The sequence below is a fragment of the Stenotrophomonas sp. Steno-Z2 genome (assembly GCF_056393235.1).
Genome location: NZ_JBWJOY010000004.1, coordinates 206,357 through 222,282 on the forward strand (window position 1 = coordinate 206,357; position 15,926 = coordinate 222,282).

16 protein-coding genes are annotated in these 15,926 nt (G+C 67.4%); 14 read left to right on the forward strand and 2 right to left on the reverse strand.

The genetic code is table 11. The annotated features are described in order from the left end of the window. The first annotated feature begins 24 nt into the window (after positions 1 to 24). Together AC06FP_RS11580 and AC06FP_RS11585 are read left to right on the forward strand one after the other, a co-directional pair. The gene (locus AC06FP_RS11580) at positions 25 to 825 is read left to right on the forward strand and encodes a MetQ/NlpA family ABC transporter substrate-binding protein (protein ID WP_478075588.1); all 801 of its coding nucleotides are present in this window, start codon (positions 25 to 27) and stop codon (positions 823 to 825) included. A 236-nt stretch (positions 826 to 1,061) separates the two neighbouring features. Then, entirely contained in the window at positions 1,062 to 1,820 is a 759-nt protein-coding gene (locus AC06FP_RS11585; protein WP_478075589.1) for a YiiX/YebB-like N1pC/P60 family cysteine hydrolase, read from the forward strand. An 88-nt stretch (positions 1,821 to 1,908) separates the two neighbouring features. On the opposite strand, the gene AC06FP_RS11590 is transcribed toward AC06FP_RS11585, so the two are convergent. Next, the gene (locus tag AC06FP_RS11590; RefSeq protein ID WP_478075590.1) at positions 1,909 to 2,550 is read right to left on the reverse strand and encodes an OmpW/AlkL family protein; all 642 of its coding nucleotides are present in this window, start codon (positions 2,548 to 2,550) and stop codon (positions 1,909 to 1,911) included. Between the two features lie 198 nt (positions 2,551 to 2,748). Here AC06FP_RS11590 and AC06FP_RS11595 point away from each other — a divergent pair, with 198 nt between their 5' ends. From AC06FP_RS11595 to AC06FP_RS11610, 4 genes are all read left to right on the forward strand, one after another. Beyond that, entirely contained in the window at positions 2,749 to 3,288 is a 540-nt protein-coding gene (locus AC06FP_RS11595) for a DNA-deoxyinosine glycosylase (RefSeq protein WP_478075591.1), read from the forward strand. 198 nt (positions 3,289 to 3,486) lie between these two features. Continuing rightward, complete coding sequence (locus AC06FP_RS11600) at positions 3,487 to 4,863, forward strand: dihydrolipoyllysine-residue acetyltransferase (RefSeq protein WP_478075592.1); 1,377 nt, start codon at positions 3,487 to 3,489, stop codon at positions 4,861 to 4,863. Positions 4,864 to 4,880: 17 nt separating this feature from the next. Then, a complete protein-coding gene (lpdA, locus tag AC06FP_RS11605) occupies positions 4,881 to 7,040 on the forward strand; it encodes a dihydrolipoyl dehydrogenase (RefSeq protein WP_478075593.1) in 2,160 nt (719 codons plus the stop codon). A 59-nt stretch (positions 7,041 to 7,099) separates the two neighbouring features. Further along, on the forward strand, positions 7,100 to 7,807 hold the full coding sequence (locus tag AC06FP_RS11610; RefSeq protein WP_478075594.1) for a DUF6624 domain-containing protein: 708 nt from the start codon (positions 7,100 to 7,102) through the stop codon (positions 7,805 to 7,807). A gap of 105 nt (positions 7,808 to 7,912) precedes the next feature. Here the strand turns inward: AC06FP_RS11610 and AC06FP_RS11615 are convergent, their stop codons facing one another. Next, positions 7,913 to 8,737, reverse strand: coding sequence for a hypothetical protein (locus tag AC06FP_RS11615; RefSeq protein WP_456118018.1), 825 nt, complete (start codon positions 8,735 to 8,737; stop codon positions 7,913 to 7,915). 413 nt (positions 8,738 to 9,150) lie between these two features. On the opposite strand from AC06FP_RS11615, the gene AC06FP_RS11620 reads away from it, so the two are divergent. From AC06FP_RS11620 to atpD, 8 genes are all read left to right on the forward strand, one after another. Then, positions 9,151 to 9,516: a hypothetical protein gene (locus AC06FP_RS11620; RefSeq protein WP_200911390.1), complete on the forward strand. Its 366-nt coding sequence runs from the start codon at positions 9,151 to 9,153 to the stop codon at positions 9,514 to 9,516. A gap of 26 nt (positions 9,517 to 9,542) precedes the next feature. Continuing rightward, positions 9,543 to 10,340, forward strand: a complete 798-nt coding sequence (gene atpB / locus AC06FP_RS11625; protein ID WP_433853493.1) for a F0F1 ATP synthase subunit A — start codon at positions 9,543 to 9,545, stop codon at positions 10,338 to 10,340. A 74-nt stretch (positions 10,341 to 10,414) separates the two neighbouring features. Continuing rightward, on the forward strand, positions 10,415 to 10,717 hold the full coding sequence (gene atpE / locus AC06FP_RS11630) for a F0F1 ATP synthase subunit C (protein ID WP_054661978.1): 303 nt from the start codon (positions 10,415 to 10,417) through the stop codon (positions 10,715 to 10,717). A 114-nt stretch (positions 10,718 to 10,831) separates the two neighbouring features. Then, entirely contained in the window at positions 10,832 to 11,302 is a 471-nt protein-coding gene (locus AC06FP_RS11635; RefSeq protein WP_456118019.1) for a F0F1 ATP synthase subunit B, read from the forward strand. Between the two features lie 3 nt (positions 11,303 to 11,305). Then, a complete protein-coding gene (locus tag AC06FP_RS11640; RefSeq protein ID WP_456118020.1) occupies positions 11,306 to 11,833 on the forward strand; it encodes a F0F1 ATP synthase subunit delta in 528 nt (175 codons plus the stop codon). Positions 11,834 to 11,877: 44 nt separating this feature from the next. After that, entirely contained in the window at positions 11,878 to 13,425 is a 1,548-nt protein-coding gene (gene atpA / locus AC06FP_RS11645; protein ID WP_456118021.1) for a F0F1 ATP synthase subunit alpha, read from the forward strand. 83 nt (positions 13,426 to 13,508) lie between these two features. Further along, positions 13,509 to 14,372 (forward strand): F0F1 ATP synthase subunit gamma, encoded by an 864-nt coding sequence (gene atpG / locus AC06FP_RS11650; RefSeq protein WP_132865770.1) that lies wholly within the window; start codon positions 13,509 to 13,511, stop codon positions 14,370 to 14,372. A 37-nt stretch (positions 14,373 to 14,409) separates the two neighbouring features. After that, positions 14,410 to 15,816 carry a F0F1 ATP synthase subunit beta gene (atpD, locus tag AC06FP_RS11655; RefSeq protein ID WP_104937930.1) on the forward strand — a complete coding sequence of 469 codons (1,407 nt, stop codon included), beginning with the start codon at positions 14,410 to 14,412 and terminating at the stop codon, positions 15,814 to 15,816. Positions 15,817 to 15,926 lie beyond the last annotated feature (110 nt).

Consider the following 15,926-nt stretch of genomic DNA (forward strand, 5'->3'; position numbering starts at 1 on the left):
GCTCCCTCCCGCATTGGAATCCCGATGAAGACTTCCCTGTTCCGTCCGCTGCTCGTTGCCGCCGCCGCGCTGGCGCTGTCGGCCTGCGGCAAGCCCGCCACCGACGAATCCAGGCTGGTGGTCGCCGCCACCGCCGTCCCGCACGCCGAGATCCTTGAGGTGGTCAAGCCGATCCTGGAGAAGGAAGGCGTCGCGCTGGACGTGCGCGTGTTCAACGACTACGTGCAGCCCAACGACCAGCTGGTGCAGAAGCAGGTGGACGCCAACTACTTCCAGACCGAGCCCTACCTGGACGCCTACAACCGCGACCGCAAGACCGGCCTGGTGACCGTGGTCGGCGTGCACATCGAACCGTTCGGCGCCTACTCGCGCCGCGTCAAGTCGCTGGCCGAGCTGCCCACCGGCGCCGACGTGGTCATTCCCAACGATCCGAGCAACAACAGCCGCGCGCTGATCCTGCTGGACAAGGCCGGCGTCATCAAACTGAAGGACCCGTCCAACGCGCTGTCCACCCAGCGCGACATCGTCGACAACCCGAAGCAGCTCAGGTTCCGCGAGCTGGATTCGGCGATGCTGCCGCGCGTGCTCGACCAGGTCGACCTGGCGCTGATCAACACCAATTACGCGCTCGACGCCGGCCTCGACCCGACCCGCGACGCGCTGGCGATCGAAAGCAAGGATTCGCCGTACGTGAACTTCCTGGTCGCGCGCCCGGACAACAAGGACGATGCGCGCGTGCAGAAGCTGGCCAGGGCGCTGACCGGCCCGGAAGTGAAGGCCTTCATCGAGAAGAAGTACAAGGGCGCGGTGCTGCCGGCGTTCTGAGCGCAGCCGGTACACCGGCGGAACGGGCGCGGTTGCGGCCGGTTGGTGCAGGCGCAGCGCCGGCGATGGCCCGGAACCGCGCCGCCCAGCGCGCGCGGGTGTAGAGCGGGGCAACGCCCCGCTGCGGCCCGCCCGGCAGATCGCAGCGGGACAAGGCCGTCAGCGCACGGCCAGCGGTTGTGCAGCCGCGGCGGCGGGGGCTAGGCTTCGTTCCACGCTTTCGCGGAGAGGCAGGGATGGGGTTGCTGCGTTTCGCCGGGCGCCGCATGGCGCATTTCCTGGCCCAGCCGCGGCGCCGCCAGGCGCGACCGCCCACCAGCGATCCGCAGCTGCTGGCGCGCACCCTGCGGCGCGGCGACGTGCTGCTGGTGGAGGGCAACAGCCGCTTTTCCACCGCGATCAAATACCTCACCCAGTCCACCTGGTCGCATGCCGCGCTGTACATCGGCGAGGAGGCGCTGGAGCCGGGCGGGCCGCGGCGGCCGATGCTGATCGACGTGGACGTGGAAGCGGGCGTGCGGCGAGTGCCGCTGGACGCCTTCGCCGACGGACACACCCGCATCTGCCGGGCGTACGGGTTGCCGCCGCCGGTCATCGACCAGCTGGTCGGCTTCATGCGCGCGCGTATCGGCTACAGCTACGACCTGAAGAACGTGTTCGACCTGGCGCGCTACCTGATCCTGCCGCCGGTGCCGGGGCACATGCGCCGGCGCCTGATCGCGCTGGGCAGCGGCGAGCCGACCAAGGCGATCTGCTCGACCCTGCTGGCGCAGGCGTTCGAGTCGATCCGCTACCCGATCCTGCCCGAGATCGAAACCGTGCTCGGCCATGCCGGCGGCCGCGAGCAGCAGCGCGAGATCCTGCACATCCGCAACTACAGCCTGTACACGCCGCGCGATTTCGACGTGTCGCCGTTCTTCGAGATCGTCAAGCCGCGCCTGCAGTCGGGTTTCGACTACCGCACGCTGCAGTGGAGCGAGGACGGCAACCCGTGACGCCGGTGGCGCCGCGTGGCCCCTGAAACGCGACAGGCACGGATCGCGGACGATCCGTGCCTGCCGGCAAACCGCGTTGTGGCGTGGCTTAGAAGCGGGCGCCGATGCCGAAGCCCACGGTCCACGGGTCCAGCTTCAGCTTCTCGCCGGTGCCGGCGCCGGCCACGCTCAGTTCCGGGCGCGCGTGCATGTAGCGGGCATCGGCGCGGGCGAACCAGGTGGAGTTGATGTTCATGTCCACGCCGACGGTGCCGATGGCGCCCTTGGCGGTGCGCAGGCCGACATGGTTGCCGCTGGCGTCCAGGCCGTCGATCTTCTCGTTGCTGAAGTTCGACTCGTAGTAGCCCGCGCCCACGAACGGACGGAACACGTTGTCGGCGGCGCCGAAGTGGTACTGCGCGCTCAGCGCCAGCGGCTGCTGCTCGACGGTGCCGGCCTTGGCGCCGCTGCTGGTGCGCACGCGGTGGTCGAACTTGTCGGCCGCGCCCCACAGCTCGACGGCGATGTTGTCGTTGAAGTAGTAGCTGGCGCTCACGGTCGGCGCCGGGCCGCCGTCGAACTTCTTGATGCCGGCGGCCGGGTCGTTCTTGGGCTGCAGCAGGGTCACGCCGCCGACCACGGCGAAGTGCTTGCCGGACGCGGTGTCGGTGCTGGCGTCCTGCGCGAAAGCGGCGGGCGAAAGCGCCAGGGCGCCAAGGACGGCAAAGCTCATGATCTTGATGGTACGCATGGGGTGGTTCCTCGTATTGCTCTCGGGAGTGCGTTGTTATCGAGGCCCTCGGACGGGGCGCGCACATCCTCGCCGCGGCAGGATGAATCGATCCGTACGCACCCAGGCCCGCGAGCGATCGCGTTCAGGGAAAATGGCGGCAACCCCCGCAGAACCGGTAACGGGCGGGAAAAAATCATTCATGGAGTTGTGCCGGGCGTGACGAACGAAACGACGCTGCAGGGGCTGCCTGCGCAGGTGAATGCGCAATGCCGCGTGCTGGTGCTCGGCTCGATGCCGGGCATGGCGTCGCTGCAGGCGGCGCGTTACTACGCGCATCCGCGCAATCGTTTCTGGCCGCTGATGGGCGCGCTGTGCGGCTTCGATCCGCAGCTGGACTACCCGCGGCGGCTGGCCTGCCTGCAGCGGTCCGGCGTCGGGCTGTGGGACGTGATCGGCCGCTGCCGGCGGCGCGGCAGCCTGGACGCGGCCATCGTGCGCGGCAGCGAGGTCGCCAACCCGCTGCCCCGGCTGCTGCAGGGCCTGCCGCGGCTGCAGGCCATCGCCTGCAATGGCGCCGCCGCGGCGCAGGCGTTCGAGCGCCACGTGCGCCCGGCGCTGCCGGCCGGGCACGGATGGGCGCTGCTGGCCCTGCCTTCGACCAGCCCGGCCAATGCGGCCTGGTCGTTCGAGCGGCTGCTGGGCCAATGGCGCCGGCTGTTGCCGTGGTTGCCAGTGGCGGAACAGTCCATCCCCTGAAGCGGCTGGCCGCAGGAGACAGCCGGGACAGGCGACAGGCCAGCGCCGCCCACCGGCAGGGCGGCCGCGGCCCCGGCCCGCGCGGCATGGCGTGCCCTTGTCCGCGGACATACGTAGGCGAATCCAGCAGCGGCGGTTGGCGCTGCGGCGCGCTGGCGCCACAATAGCGGTTTCCCTCACTGTTGCTGGAGTTGTTTCATGGCCGAAATCAAGGAAGCAGTTGTCCCCGATATCGGTGACTACAGCGACATCCCGGTGATCGAGGTGCTGGTCGCCGTCGGCGATACGGTCAAGAAGGACCAGGGCCTGGTCACGCTGGAATCGGACAAGGCGACGATGGAAGTGCCGTCGGCCGTGGCCGGCGTGGTCAAGGAAATCAAGGTCAAGGTCGGCGACACCCTGTCCGAGGGCAAGGTCGTGGCGCTGATCGAAGTGGCCGAGGAGGGCGCCAAGCCCGCCGCCGCGGCTGCGCCGGCCGCTCCGGCCAAGGTCGAGCCGACCGCCGAGACCGGCGCCAAGGTCGAGCCGGTGGCCGTGGCCCCGGTGCCGGACAAGCTGGCCCAGCGCGAGATCGCGCAGGAAGCCGTGCTGGCCGCCAGCAAGCCGGCCAGCCCGCCGGTGCAGTTCAACGCCGAGGGCGTGCTGCCGTCCAACGTGCCCTACGCCAGCCCGGCGGTGCGCGTGTTCGCCCGCGAGCTGGGCGTGGACCTGGCCCAGGTGGCCGGCACCGAGAAGGGCGGCCGCATCACCAAGGCCGACGTGCAGAAGTTCGTCAAGGGCGCGCTGACCGGTGGCGGCGTCGCCGTGGCCGGCGCCCCGGCCGCCGCCGGCGGTGGCCTGAACCTGCTGCCGTGGCCGAAGGTGGACTTCAGCAAGTTCGGCGAGACCGAAGTGCAGCCGCTGTCGCGCATCAAGAAGATCTCCGGCGCCAACCTGGCGCGCAACTGGGCGATGATTCCGCACGTCACCCAGTTCGACCAGGCCGACATCACCGAGCTGGAAGCCCTGCGCGTGGCGCTGAACAAGGAGAACGAGAAGGCCGGCATCAAGCTGACCATGCTCGCCTTCCTGATCAAGGCCAGCGCCGCGGCGCTGAAGAAGTTCCCCGAGTTCAACGCCTCGCTGGACGCCAGCGGCGAGAACCTGACCCTGAAGAAGTACTTCCACATCGGTTTCGCCGCCGACACGCCGAACGGCCTGGTCGTGCCGGTGGTCCGCGACGTGGACCGGAAGGGCGTGGTGCAGATCGCGCAGGAAACCGGCGAGCTGGCGAAGAAGGCGCGCGACGGCAAGCTCGGCCCGGCCGACATGAGCGGCGGCTGCTTCTCGATCAGCTCGCTGGGCGGCATCGGCGGCACCGCCTTCACCCCGATCGTCAATGCGCCGGAAGTGGCCATCCTGGGCGTCTCCAAGTCCTCGATCCAACCGGTCTGGAACGGCAAGGAGTTCGCGCCGAAGCTGATGCTGCCGCTGTCGCTGAGCTACGACCACCGCGTCATCGACGGCGCGCTGGCCGCGCGCTTCACCACGTACCTGTCGCAGGTGCTGGCCGACATGCGCCGCGTGCTGCTCTGATCCCGAGGACTTGAAAGATGGCGAACACGATTGAAGTCAAAGTCCCGGATATCGGCGATTACAGCAACGTGCCGGTGATCGAGATCCTGGTGGCCGTGGGCGACACGGTGGCCAAGGACCAGGGCCTGGTGACGCTGGAGTCGGACAAGGCGACGCTGGAAGTGCCGTCCTCGGCCGCCGGCGTGGTCAAGGAAATCAAGGTCAAGCTCGACGACAAGCTGTCCGAGGGCGACGTGGTGGTGGTGCTGGAAGCCGCAGGCGCGGCCGCCGCGCCGGCACCCGCCGCAGCCGCGGCGACGCCGGCTCCTGCCACGCAGCCGGCCGCCGCGGCCGCACCGGCGGCGGTGAGCGCGCCGGCGGCTCCGGCCCCGGCCCCGGCCGCAAGTGGTGGCCCGGTCGAGGTCAAGGTGCCGGACATCGGCGACTACAGCGGCGTACCGGTGATCGAGGTGCTGGTGGCCGTGGGCGACACGGTGGCCAAGGACCAGGGCCTGGTGACGCTGGAATCGGACAAGGCGACGCTGGAAGTGCCGTCCTCGGCCGCCGGCGTGGTCAAGGAGGTCAAGGTCAAGCTTGGCGACAAGCTGTCCGAAGGCGACGTGGTGGTGGTACTCGAAGCCCAGGGCGCCGCGCCCGCGCCGTCCGCCGGCAACGTGGCGCCGGGCAGCAAGCCGCCGGTGACGCCGTCGCACCGCGCGCCGGACCCGGCCGTGGCCGCCCGGGCGCTGCCGTCCACCGGCCGCGCCGCCGACATCGAATGCCGCATGGTGGTGCTGGGCGCCGGCCCCGGCGGCTATACCGCCGCCTTCCGTTCGGCCGACCTGGGCATGGATACCGTGCTGGTGGAGCGCTACGCCAGCCTTGGCGGCGTCTGCCTCAACGTCGGCTGCATTCCGTCCAAGGCGCTGCTGCACGCGGCCGAGATCATCGACCATGCCGCGCATGCCGATGAACTGGGCATCGCCTTCGGCAAGCCGAAGATCGCCCTGGACAAGCTGCGCGAGTACAAGGAAAAGGTCGTCGGCCAGCTGACCAGGGGCCTGGCCGGCATGGCCAAGCAGCGCAAGGTGCGTACCGTGCAGGGCGTGGCGAAGTTCGTCTCGGCCAACGAGCTGGAGATCACCGGCGACGACGGCAAGACCCAGCTGCTGCGCTTCGAGCAGTGCATCATCGCCGCCGGTTCGCAGGCGGTGAAGCTGCCCAACTTCCCGTGGGACGACAAGCGCGTGATGGATTCCACCGACGCGCTGGAACTGGCCGACGTGCCGAAGTCGCTGCTGGTCGTGGGCGGCGGCATCATCGGCCTGGAAATGGCCACCGTGTACAGCGCGCTGGGCGCCAAGGTCACCGTGGTCGAGTTCATGGACCAGCTGATGCCGGGCGCCGACAAGGACCTGGTCAAGCCGCTGGCCGACCGCCTGAAGAAGCAGGGCATCGACGTGCACCTGAAGACCAAGGCGTCGGGCGTCACCGCCGACAAGAAGGGCATCGCCGTGACCTTCGAGGCCGCCACCGCGGGCGAGAAGCCGGCGATGGAAAGCGGCACCTTCGACCGCGTGCTGGTGGCCGTGGGCCGTGCGCCGAACGGCAGGAAGATCGATGCCGACAAGGCCGGCGTGGAAGTGACCGACCGCGGCTTCATCCCGGTGGACCGGCAGATGCGCACCAACGTGCCGCACATCTTCGCCATCGGCGACATCGTCGGCAACCCGATGCTGGCGCACAAGGCCACGCACGAGGGCAAGCTGGCGGCGGAAGTGGCCTTCGGCGAAAAGAAGGAGTGGGTGGCGCGGGTGATTCCGTCGGTGGCCTACACCAACCCGGAAATCGCCTGGGTCGGCGTCACCGAGACCGAGGCCAAGGCCAAGGGGCTGAAGGTGGGCGTGGCCAAGTTCCCGTGGGCGGCCAGCGGCCGCGCCATCGGCATCGGCCGCACCGAGGGCTTCACCAAGCTGGTGTTCGACGAAGAGACCCATCGCGTGATCGGCGGCGCCATCGTCGGCGTGCATGCCGGCGAACTGCTGGCCGAAATCGGCCTGGCCATCGAGATGGGCGCCGAAGCCGAGGACATCGGCCACACCATCCACGCCCACCCGACGCTGAGCGAATCGGTGGCGATGGCTTCGGAGATCTACGACGGCACCATCACCGACCTGTACATCCCGAAGAAGAAGTGATCCACGCGACGCCCCTTCACCGGGGCGTCGTCGTTTCCGGCGTCTGGAGGAACAGGGAAATGTGGCGAGCGATCGTGGCGGCGGTGTGGCTGGCAGGTGCGGGCAGCGTGCTGGCGGAGGAGGCGGACCCGCAGCTGGATGCGGCGCTGCTGCAATGCCCGGGTGCGGCGCCGTTCGTGAAGGCGGACAGGCTGCGCGAACAGGCACTGGCGCGCAGGAGCGCCGGCATCGAGCCGTCCGAACCGCGGTTGCGCGAACAGCTGCTGGAAATGGCGCGCCTGGACCAGCAGGCGCGCGAAGGCGACTGGTCGCAGGCGATGGTCGAGAAGATGCTTGCGGTGGACGCGGCGAACCTGCCGAAGATCAGGCAGGTGGTCGCCGACCATGGCGGCCTGCCGGACGTGCGCGCGGTCGGCGTGGATGGCCTGCGCGCGGCCTGGCTGCTGGTGCAGCACGCCGACAGCGATGCCGATTTCCAGCGGCAGGTGCTGGACGGGCTGGCGCCGCGGCTGGCCAGCGGCGAGGTGTCATCGCGCGAATTCGCCCTGCTGACCGACCGGGTGCTGGTGAATTCCGGCAAGCCACAGCGTTACGGCAGCCAGCTCGCCGCCATCGGCGGCAGGTGGCAGCCCAAGGCCATGGAAGCGCCGGAGCAGGTGGACCAGCGCCGCGCCAGCATCGGGCAGATGCCGCTGGCGGATTACATCTGCGTCGCGGCGCAGATGTTTCCGGCGCCGGCCACCGATGCCGACGGCAAGCTGCTGTAGGCCTGCCATCGGCGCCGGGACGCGGTGCCATGCCGCGCTGTGCCGCGTTGCCCGCACGGCGCCTGGCGGGCATGGCCCGCCGCCGCGCAGCCGTGAGCGGCCGGGTCAGAACGACAGGCTGATGCCCGCCAGCGGCCCCTTGAACTCCTGCTTCAGGCCGATGACGCCATCGCGCCCCTTCCGGTCCACGTCCAGCCTGAACCAGTCGTAGCCGGCGAAGATGCCGAAGTTCGGGTTGAAGTTGTACTGCACGATGGCGTTGGCGCGGCTGAGGTCGCCCTCGTAGTCGTCGAAGCTGCCCCAGTTCGTGTTGAGGTACTGGCCCTGCAGGTTGATCAGCCAGTGCTCGGACGGGGTGAAGGTCAGCCGCGCGCCGACCACCGGGGCGACACCGTCGGTCTTCTCGTCGAGGAAACGTCCCTGGTAGAGGTCGCCCAGGTCGGCGTAGGCATCCGCATTGACCTTGGCGTACTCGGCGCCCAGCTGCAGGCCAAGGTCGAAGCGGTCGCCGTCGACCACCGAGTAGTCGTACACCAGGCTGGCGACCTGGTACTTCAGTTCGCCCTTGACGAAGCTGCCGGCGGGCACGGTGGTGCCGTCGAAGCTGACGCTGTCGTCCAGCGTCTCGCGGCGGTCCTTGTCGTACTTGAAGTAGTCGAATATCAGCCGCTGCCGGTCGCTGATGCGGAACAGGCCGTCCACGCGCGGCTCCCACTCCTTGCCGCCGAGGTCGAAGTCGCGGTCGAAGGAAACCTCGCGTCCGTCGATGTCGGTGCTGCCGCGCAGGGTGTTGGACGAATCGATGTTCATCGCGCCCACGCGCAGGGTGAAGCGCGGATCGCCATCGGCGGCGCTGGCCGGTGCGGCGTGCAGGAGGGAGAGGGCGAGCGCGCAGGACGCGCAGGTCGTCAGGTGTGGGGAAAGTCGCATCGTTCGGGTCGCTCCGTGTGTGTTGAAACCGGAGCGGCTACCCTGGACGAAGCGATGTACCACCTGCGTGACCGGAAGGTGCACAGAATGTGCAAAGTGCGGCGGGGTGGCCCGTTCGCGGACCACCCCGCCCGTTGCGCCCGCCGCGCACATCGACGAGGTAATGGTGGCGGACGTGCATCTGTGACCGGCCGGCGGCGCCGAAGTTCCTCATGTTGCGGTGCAAAAAGCCGGTTCTCCGGCCCTACCCGGAGCCGGTCGAAAAATCCAGTAAATGCCGCAACTTGCGATCCGCCGGGGGGCGGCTTGTGGCGGTTGTCTCGCAAAATGTCCCCCTGCTATAATTTGGCGGCTCGATGAGGCGCTACCGGCGCCGTCCAGATCTCCTTGTTCCATGAAGCAGGACATTCCACGTGCTGAACTCCGTTGATGCGGGTCGGCGGCTGATGCTGCGTGCCGCGGTCTACCCGCTGGCCGCAGTGGTTGTCCTGGCTCTGGCCTTCCTGCTGGTGGGGCCGAAGTACGCCCTTGGCGCGCTGGTTTCCGGCGTGACGGTGGTGGCGGGGACGGTCCTGGCGGCATGGGTGGGGCTCGGCGGCGGCGTACAGGCTGCCGGTTCGGCGATGATCCGCATGTTCCTGGGGTTCGCGCTGAAGATCGTGCTGATTGTCGCCGTGCTGGCAATGGCGTTCGTCTGGTGGCGGCTTCCTCCCTTGGCGCTGCTGGCGGCGATTCCAGTGGCGCTGATGTTCCAGGTTCTGGCTCTGGCCAGGCGTTGATCGAATTCATAAAAGGTTCCGGACTCATGGCGGGCGAGGCTCTAACCCCTACCACCTATATCCAGCATCACCTGCAGAACCTGACCGCCAAGGTCGGGGACGGCGGCAGCTTCTGGACCATCCACGTCGATACCATCGTCACCGCGGTGCTGCTGGGCCTGCTGATGGTGTTCGCCTTCTGGATGGCCACCCGCAAGGCCACCGCGGGCGTGCCGGGCAAGTGGCAGGCCTTCGTCGAGATCTGCCTGGAGTTCGTCGACCGCCAGGCCAAGGACACCTACCACGGCAAGAGCAAGCTGGTGACGCCGATCGCGATCACCATCTTCTTCTGGATCCTGCTGATGAACCTCATCAAGATGATCCCGGCCGACTTCATCGCCAAGCCGCTGGAATGGGCGGGCGTCCACTACTGGAAGCCGGTGCCGACCGCCGACGTCAATGCCACCCTGGGCATGTCGATCAGCGTGTTCTTCCTGATGGTCTTCTTCTCGCTCAGTTCCAAGGGCCTGGTCGGCTTCGTCAAGGAGTTCCTGACCGCCCCGTTCGGCAAGTGGATGATGCCGTTCAACCTGATCCTCAACATCGTCGAGTGGCTGAGCAAGCCGATCTCCCTGGCGATGCGACTGTTCGGCAACATGTTCGGCGGCGAAATCGTCTTCCTGCTGATCTGGGTGCTGGGCGGCGCCGGCCTGTTCGGTGCTGTTGCCGGTGGCGTGTTCGGCCTGGGCTGGATGCTGTTCCACCTGCTGGTGATTCCGCTGCAGGCCTTCATCTTCATGATGCTGTCGATCGTGTACCTGAGCCTGTCGGAAGACAGCCACTGAGTTGCAAGCTTCATCCAGTTCCAACCTTCATCCGTTTCATCACCCTTAGCTACCTTTAGTTCTCGGAGAAAACCATGTACTTCGCCGTCCTGACCAATCTCGCCCAAGTTCAGAGCTCCACCGCCCTTGCCGTCGGCATCATGATCGGCCTGGCCGCGCTGGGCGCCGGTCTGGGTCTGGCCATCATGGCTGGTAAGTTCCTGGAATCGGCCGCCCGCCAGCCGGAACTGATCCCGGTCCTGCAGGTCCGCATGTTCATCACCGCCGGCCTGATCGACGCCGCGTTCATCATCTCGGTCGCCGTCGGCCTGCTGCTGGCCTTCGCCAACCCGCTGGCCGCTGCCCTGCTGGCCGAAGCCGCCAAGCTGGCGGGCTGATCCAGCTGAAGTGAGACGGCCGGATGCCTGGTGAAGGCATCCGGCTTCGGATGAAGGTCCGGTTGCGCCGCCACGGCGGCGCAGCCACCCCGACACCAGCGATCGAGCTAACCCATGAATATCAATCTCACCCTCATTGCACAGGCCCTGGCCTTTGCCGCGCTGATCTGGATCATCGCGACCAAGATCTGGCCGCCGCTGATGAAGGCCATCGAAGAGCGCCAGCAGAAGATCGCCGAAGGCCTCGCCGCTGCCGACCGCAGCCAGAAAGACCTGGCCCAGGCGGAAGTGAAGGTCAACGAGGCGCTGAAGGAAGCCCGTGGCAAGGCCAACGAGATCATCGACCAGGCCCATGCCCGCGCCAACCAGATCGTCGAGGCCGCCAAGAACGAAGCCATCGCCGAAGCCAACCGCCAGAAAGAACTGGCCCAGGCTGAAATCGCCGCCGCCGCCAACCGCGCCCGCGAAGACCTGCGCAAGCAGGTGTCCGCCCTGGCCGTGACCGGCGCCGAGAAGCTGCTCAAGCGCGAAATCGATGCCAACGCCCACAAGGCGCTGCTCGACGAGCTGGCCGCGGAGATCTGATAGATGAGCCAGGCCCTCACGCTTGCCCGCCCGTATGCCCGCGCCGCGTTCGCGATTGCGCGCGAGGAAGGCAAGTTCGCGCCGTGGTCGGAAGCGCTTGCGTTCTCCGCCCGCGTTGCCGCCGATCCGCGCGTGTCGGCCCTGCTGTCCAATCCGGAGCTGGGCCGCGGCGACGCCGTCGCCCTGCTGGCGCCGGAAGCGGCGGGCGAAACCTACGGCCGCTTCCTGGACCTGCTGGCCGAATCGCAGCGCCTGCAGCAGCTGCCGGAGATCGCCGGCCTGTTCGACCAGCTGCGCGCGGAAGCCGAGAACGTGGTCAAGGCCACGGTGACCTCGGCGGCCGAGCTGTCGGCCGACGAGCTGGAAAAGATCAAGGCCGCGCTGCGCAGGCGTTTCGGCCGCGATGTCGAGGTATCGACCGCGGTGGACGCTTCGCTGATCGGCGGCGCCGTGATCGATGCCGGCGACGTGGTCATCGATGGCTCGCTCAAGGGCAAGCTGTCGCGCCTGCAGACCGCGCTCGCACACTGAATTCACTTATCGTCCGGCTTGATCGCCGGCACTAGGACTTGACGATGGCTACCACGCTCAACCCCTCCGAAATCAGCGAACTGATCAAGAACCGCATCGAGAAGGTCGCCCTGTCCGCGGAATCGCGCAACGAAGGCACCGTGACCTCGGTGTCCGACGGCATCGTGCGCATCTACGGCCTGGCCGACGTGATGCAGGGCGAAATGATCGAACTGCCGAACAACACCTACGCACTGGCGCTGAACCTGGAGCGCGACTCGGTCGGCGCCGTGGTGCTGGGCGACTACGAGCACCTGCGCGAAGGCGACGTGGCCAAGACCACCGGCCAGATCCTGTCGGTGCCGGTCGGCCCGGAAATGCTCGGCCGCGTGGTGAACGCGCTGGGTGAGCCGATCGACGGCAAGGGCCCGCTGGGCACCTCGCTGACCGCCCCGGTGGAGCGCGTCGCTCCGGGCGTGATCTGGCGCAAGTCCGTCGACCAGCCGGTGCAGACCGGCTACAAGTCGGTCGACTCGATGATCCCGATCGGCCGCGGCCAGCGCGAGCTGATCATCGGCGACCGCCAGACCGGCAAGACCGCGATGGCCATCGACGCGGTGATCAACCAGAAGGGCACCGGCATCAAGTGCGTGTACGTCGCGATCGGCCAGAAGGCCTCGACCGTGGCCAACATCGTGCGCAAGCTGGAAGAAAACGGCGCCCTGGCCCACACCGTGGTCGTGGCCGCCACCGCCTCCGAGTCGGCCGCGATGCAGTACATCAGCGCCTACTCCGGCTGCACCATGGGCGAGTACTTCATGGATCGCGGCGAAGACGCCCTGATCGTGTACGACGACCTGTCCAAGCAGGCCGTGGCCTACCGCCAGATCTCGCTGCTGCTCAAGCGCCCGCCGGGCCGCGAAGCCTACCCGGGCGACGTGTTCTACCTGCACTCGCGCCTGCTGGAACGCGCCGCCCGCGTGTCCGAGGAGTACGTCGAGAAGTTCACCGAAGGCAAGGTCACCGGCAAGACCGGCTCGCTGACCGCGCTGCCGATCATCGAGACCCAGGCCGGTGACGTGTCCGCCTTCGTCCCGACCAACGTGATCTCGATCACCGACGGCCAGATCTTCCTGGAAACCGACCTGTTCAACGCCGGCATCCGCCCGGCCGTGAACGCCGGTATCTCGGTGTCGCGCGTCGGCGGCTCGGCCCAGACCAAGATCATCAAGAAGCTGTCCGGCGGCATCCGCATCTCGCTGGCCCAGTACCGCGAGCTGGCGGCGTTCGCGCAGTTCGCCTCGGACCTGGACGAAGCCACCCGCAAGCAGCTGGAGCGCGGCCAGCGCGTCACCGAGCTGATGAAGCAGAAGCAGTACGCGCCGATGTCCATCGCCAACCAGGCGCTGTCGATCTACGCCGTGAACGAGGGCTACCTGGACGACGTGCCGGTCAACAAGCTGCTGGCGTTCGAAGAGGGCCTGCACGCCCACTTCGCCAACACCCAGGGCGAGCTGATCAGCAAGGTCAACGCCACCGGCGGCTGGGACAACGACATCGAGGCTGCCTTCAAGAAGGGCATCTCCGAGTTCAAGACCACCGGCAGCTGGTAATCCGGCGCTCGTAGAGCGGGGGTGCCCCGCTCAGACGGTTGAACAAACGCGGGGCGCCAGCCCCGCGCCACGGGAAACAAGAGATGGCAAGCGGACGCGAAATCAAAACCAAGATCAAGAGCGTGCAGAACACCCGCAAGGTGACGCGCGCGCTCGAAATGGTCTCGGCCTCCAAGATCCGCAAGGCGCAGGATCGGATGAAGACCTCGCGTCCGTACGCGCAGGCGATGAAGCAGGTGATCGGCCACCTGGCCCAGGCCAGCACCGATTTCCAGCATCCGTTCCTGGTCGAGCGCGAGAACGTCAAGCGCGTGGGCTACATCGTGATCTCCTCCGATCGCGGTCTGGCCGGCGGCCTGAACAACAACCTGTTCCGCAAGGCCGTGGCCGAAATGCGCGGCTGGCAGGAGAAGGGCGCCGAGATCGACATGGTGACCGTCGGCCAGAAGGCCAGCGTGTTCTTCCGCCGCGTCAACGTGAACATGGTCGGCAGTGTCACCCACATCGGCGACCAGCCGAAGCTGGAAACGCTGATCGGCGTGATCAAGGTCATGCTCGACGCCTTCACCGAAGGCAAGGTCGACCGCGTGTACCTGGTCTACAACCGCTTCATCAACACGATGACGCAGAAGGCGTCCTTCGACCAGCTGCTGCCGTTGCCGGCCAGCGAGACGCAGGTCGCCTCGCACGATTGGGACTACCTGTACGAACCCGATGCCGCGACCGTGCTCGAGCACGTGATCACGCGCTACATCGAGTCGCTGGTCTACCAGGCCGTGCTGGAGAACGTTGCTTCCGAGCACGCGGCACGCATGGTGGCGATGAAGGCGGCAAGCGACAACGCGAACAAGCTGATCGGAACCCTGCAGCTGGTCTACAACAAGGCCCGCCAGGCAGCGATCACCCAGGAAATCTCCGAAATCGTCGGCGGCGCGGCAGCAGTCTGACGCGCACAGTCAAAGCATTTAATTAGAGGATGCAGCAATGAGTCAGGGCAAGATCGTTCAGATCATCGGCGCGGTCGTCGACGTCGAATTCCCGCGCAGCGACGTGCCGAAGGTGTACGACGCGCTGAAGGTCGAGAACACCGATATCACGCTGGAAGTCCAGCAGCAGCTGGGCGACGGCATCGTCCGCGCCATCGCGCTGGGCTCCACCGACGGCCTGAAGCGTGGCCTGGTGGCCAACAACACCGGCCGCGCCATCTCGGTGCCGGTCGGCGCCGGCACCCTGGGCCGCATCATGGACGTGCTGGGCCGCCCGATCGACGAAGCCGGCCCGGTCGCCGCTTCGGATTCGTGGGAAATCCACCGCGCCGCCCCGTCGTACGAAGACCAGTCCTCCTCGACCGAGCTGCTGGAAACCGGCATCAAGGTCATCGACCTGATGTGCCCGTTCGCCAAGGGCGGCAAGGTCGGCCTGTTCGGCGGCGCCGGCGTCGGCAAGACCGTCAACATGATGGAGCTGATCAACAACATCGCCAAGGCGCACAGCGGCCTGTCCGTGTTCGCCGGCGTGGGCGAGCGTACCCGCGAGGGCAACGACTTCTACCACGAGATGAAGGACTCCAACGTCCTGGACAAGGTGGCGATGGTGTACGGCCAGATGAACGAGCCGCCGGGCAACCGCCTGCGCGTCGCCCTGACCGGCCTGACCATGGCCGAGTACTTCCGCGACGAGAAGGACGCCAACGGCAAGGGCAAGGACGTGCTGCTGTTCGTCGACAACATCTACCGCTACACGCTGGCCGGTACCGAAGTGTCGGCGCTGCTGGGCCGCATGCCGTCGGCCGTGGGCTACCAGCCGACCCTGGCCGAGGAAATGGGCGTCCTGCAGGAACGCATCACCTCGACCAAGACCGGTTCGATCACCTCGATCCAGGCCGTGTACGTGCCCGCGGACGACCTGACCGACCCGTCGCCGGCCACCACCTTCGCCCACCTGGACTCGACCGTTACCCTGTCGCGTTCGATCGCCTCGCTGGGCATCTACCCGGCGGTGGACCCGCTGGACTCCACCTCGCGCCAGATGGACCCGCAGGTCATCGGCAACGAGCATTACGAAACCGCCCAGCGCGTCCAGCAGACCCTGCAGAAGTACAAGGAACTGAAGGACATCATCGCCATCCTGGGCATGGACGAGCTGTCCGAGGAAGACAAGCAGGCCGTGTCGCGCGCCCGCAAGATCGAGCGCTTCTTCAGCCAGCCGTTCCACGTGGCCGAAGTGTTCACCGGCTCGCCGGGCAAGTACGTGCCGCTGAAGGAAACCATCCGTGGCTTCAAGGCCATCGTCGACGGCGAGTACGACCACCTGCCGGAGCAGGCGTTCTACATGGTCGGCGGCATCGAAGAAGCGGTCGAGAAGGCCAAGAAGATGGCCGAAAAGGCCTGAGGAAGGCTGGAGCGGGAACGGGGAGACGGGAACAGGGAATGAAGTTTCCCTGTTCCGGATACCCTCCATCGCGGCGCAGCCGCCTTCCCCGTTCCCTGTTCCCCGTTCCC

What these genes read in the sequence shown, in the direction of transcription:
- AC06FP_RS11580 (WP_478075588.1), top strand. Translation starts at nt 25, where the DNA reads ATGAAGACTTCCCTGTTCCGTCCGCTGCTCGTTGCCGCCGCCGCGCTG.
- AC06FP_RS11585 (WP_478075589.1), top strand. Translation starts at nt 1,062, where the DNA reads ATGGGGTTGCTGCGTTTCGCCGGGCGCCGCATGGCGCATTTCCTGGCC.
- AC06FP_RS11590 (WP_478075590.1), bottom strand. Translation starts at nt 2,550, where the DNA reads ATGCGTACCATCAAGATCATGAGCTTTGCCGTCCTTGGCGCCCTGGCG.
- AC06FP_RS11600 (WP_478075592.1), top strand. Translation starts at nt 3,487, where the DNA reads ATGGCCGAAATCAAGGAAGCAGTTGTCCCCGATATCGGTGACTACAGC.
- lpdA (WP_478075593.1), top strand. Translation starts at nt 4,881, where the DNA reads ATGGCGAACACGATTGAAGTCAAAGTCCCGGATATCGGCGATTACAGC.
- AC06FP_RS11610 (WP_478075594.1), top strand. Translation starts at nt 7,100, where the DNA reads ATGTGGCGAGCGATCGTGGCGGCGGTGTGGCTGGCAGGTGCGGGCAGC.
- AC06FP_RS11615 (WP_456118018.1), bottom strand. Translation starts at nt 8,737, where the DNA reads ATGCGACTTTCCCCACACCTGACGACCTGCGCGTCCTGCGCGCTCGCC.
- atpB (WP_433853493.1), top strand. Translation starts at nt 9,543, where the DNA reads ATGGCGGGCGAGGCTCTAACCCCTACCACCTATATCCAGCATCACCTG.
- atpE (WP_054661978.1), top strand. Translation starts at nt 10,415, where the DNA reads ATGTACTTCGCCGTCCTGACCAATCTCGCCCAAGTTCAGAGCTCCACC.
- AC06FP_RS11635 (WP_456118019.1), top strand. Translation starts at nt 10,832, where the DNA reads ATGAATATCAATCTCACCCTCATTGCACAGGCCCTGGCCTTTGCCGCG.
- AC06FP_RS11640 (WP_456118020.1), top strand. Translation starts at nt 11,306, where the DNA reads ATGAGCCAGGCCCTCACGCTTGCCCGCCCGTATGCCCGCGCCGCGTTC.
- atpA (WP_456118021.1), top strand. Translation starts at nt 11,878, where the DNA reads ATGGCTACCACGCTCAACCCCTCCGAAATCAGCGAACTGATCAAGAAC.
- atpG (WP_132865770.1), top strand. Translation starts at nt 13,509, where the DNA reads ATGGCAAGCGGACGCGAAATCAAAACCAAGATCAAGAGCGTGCAGAAC.
- atpD (WP_104937930.1), top strand. Translation starts at nt 14,410, where the DNA reads ATGAGTCAGGGCAAGATCGTTCAGATCATCGGCGCGGTCGTCGACGTC.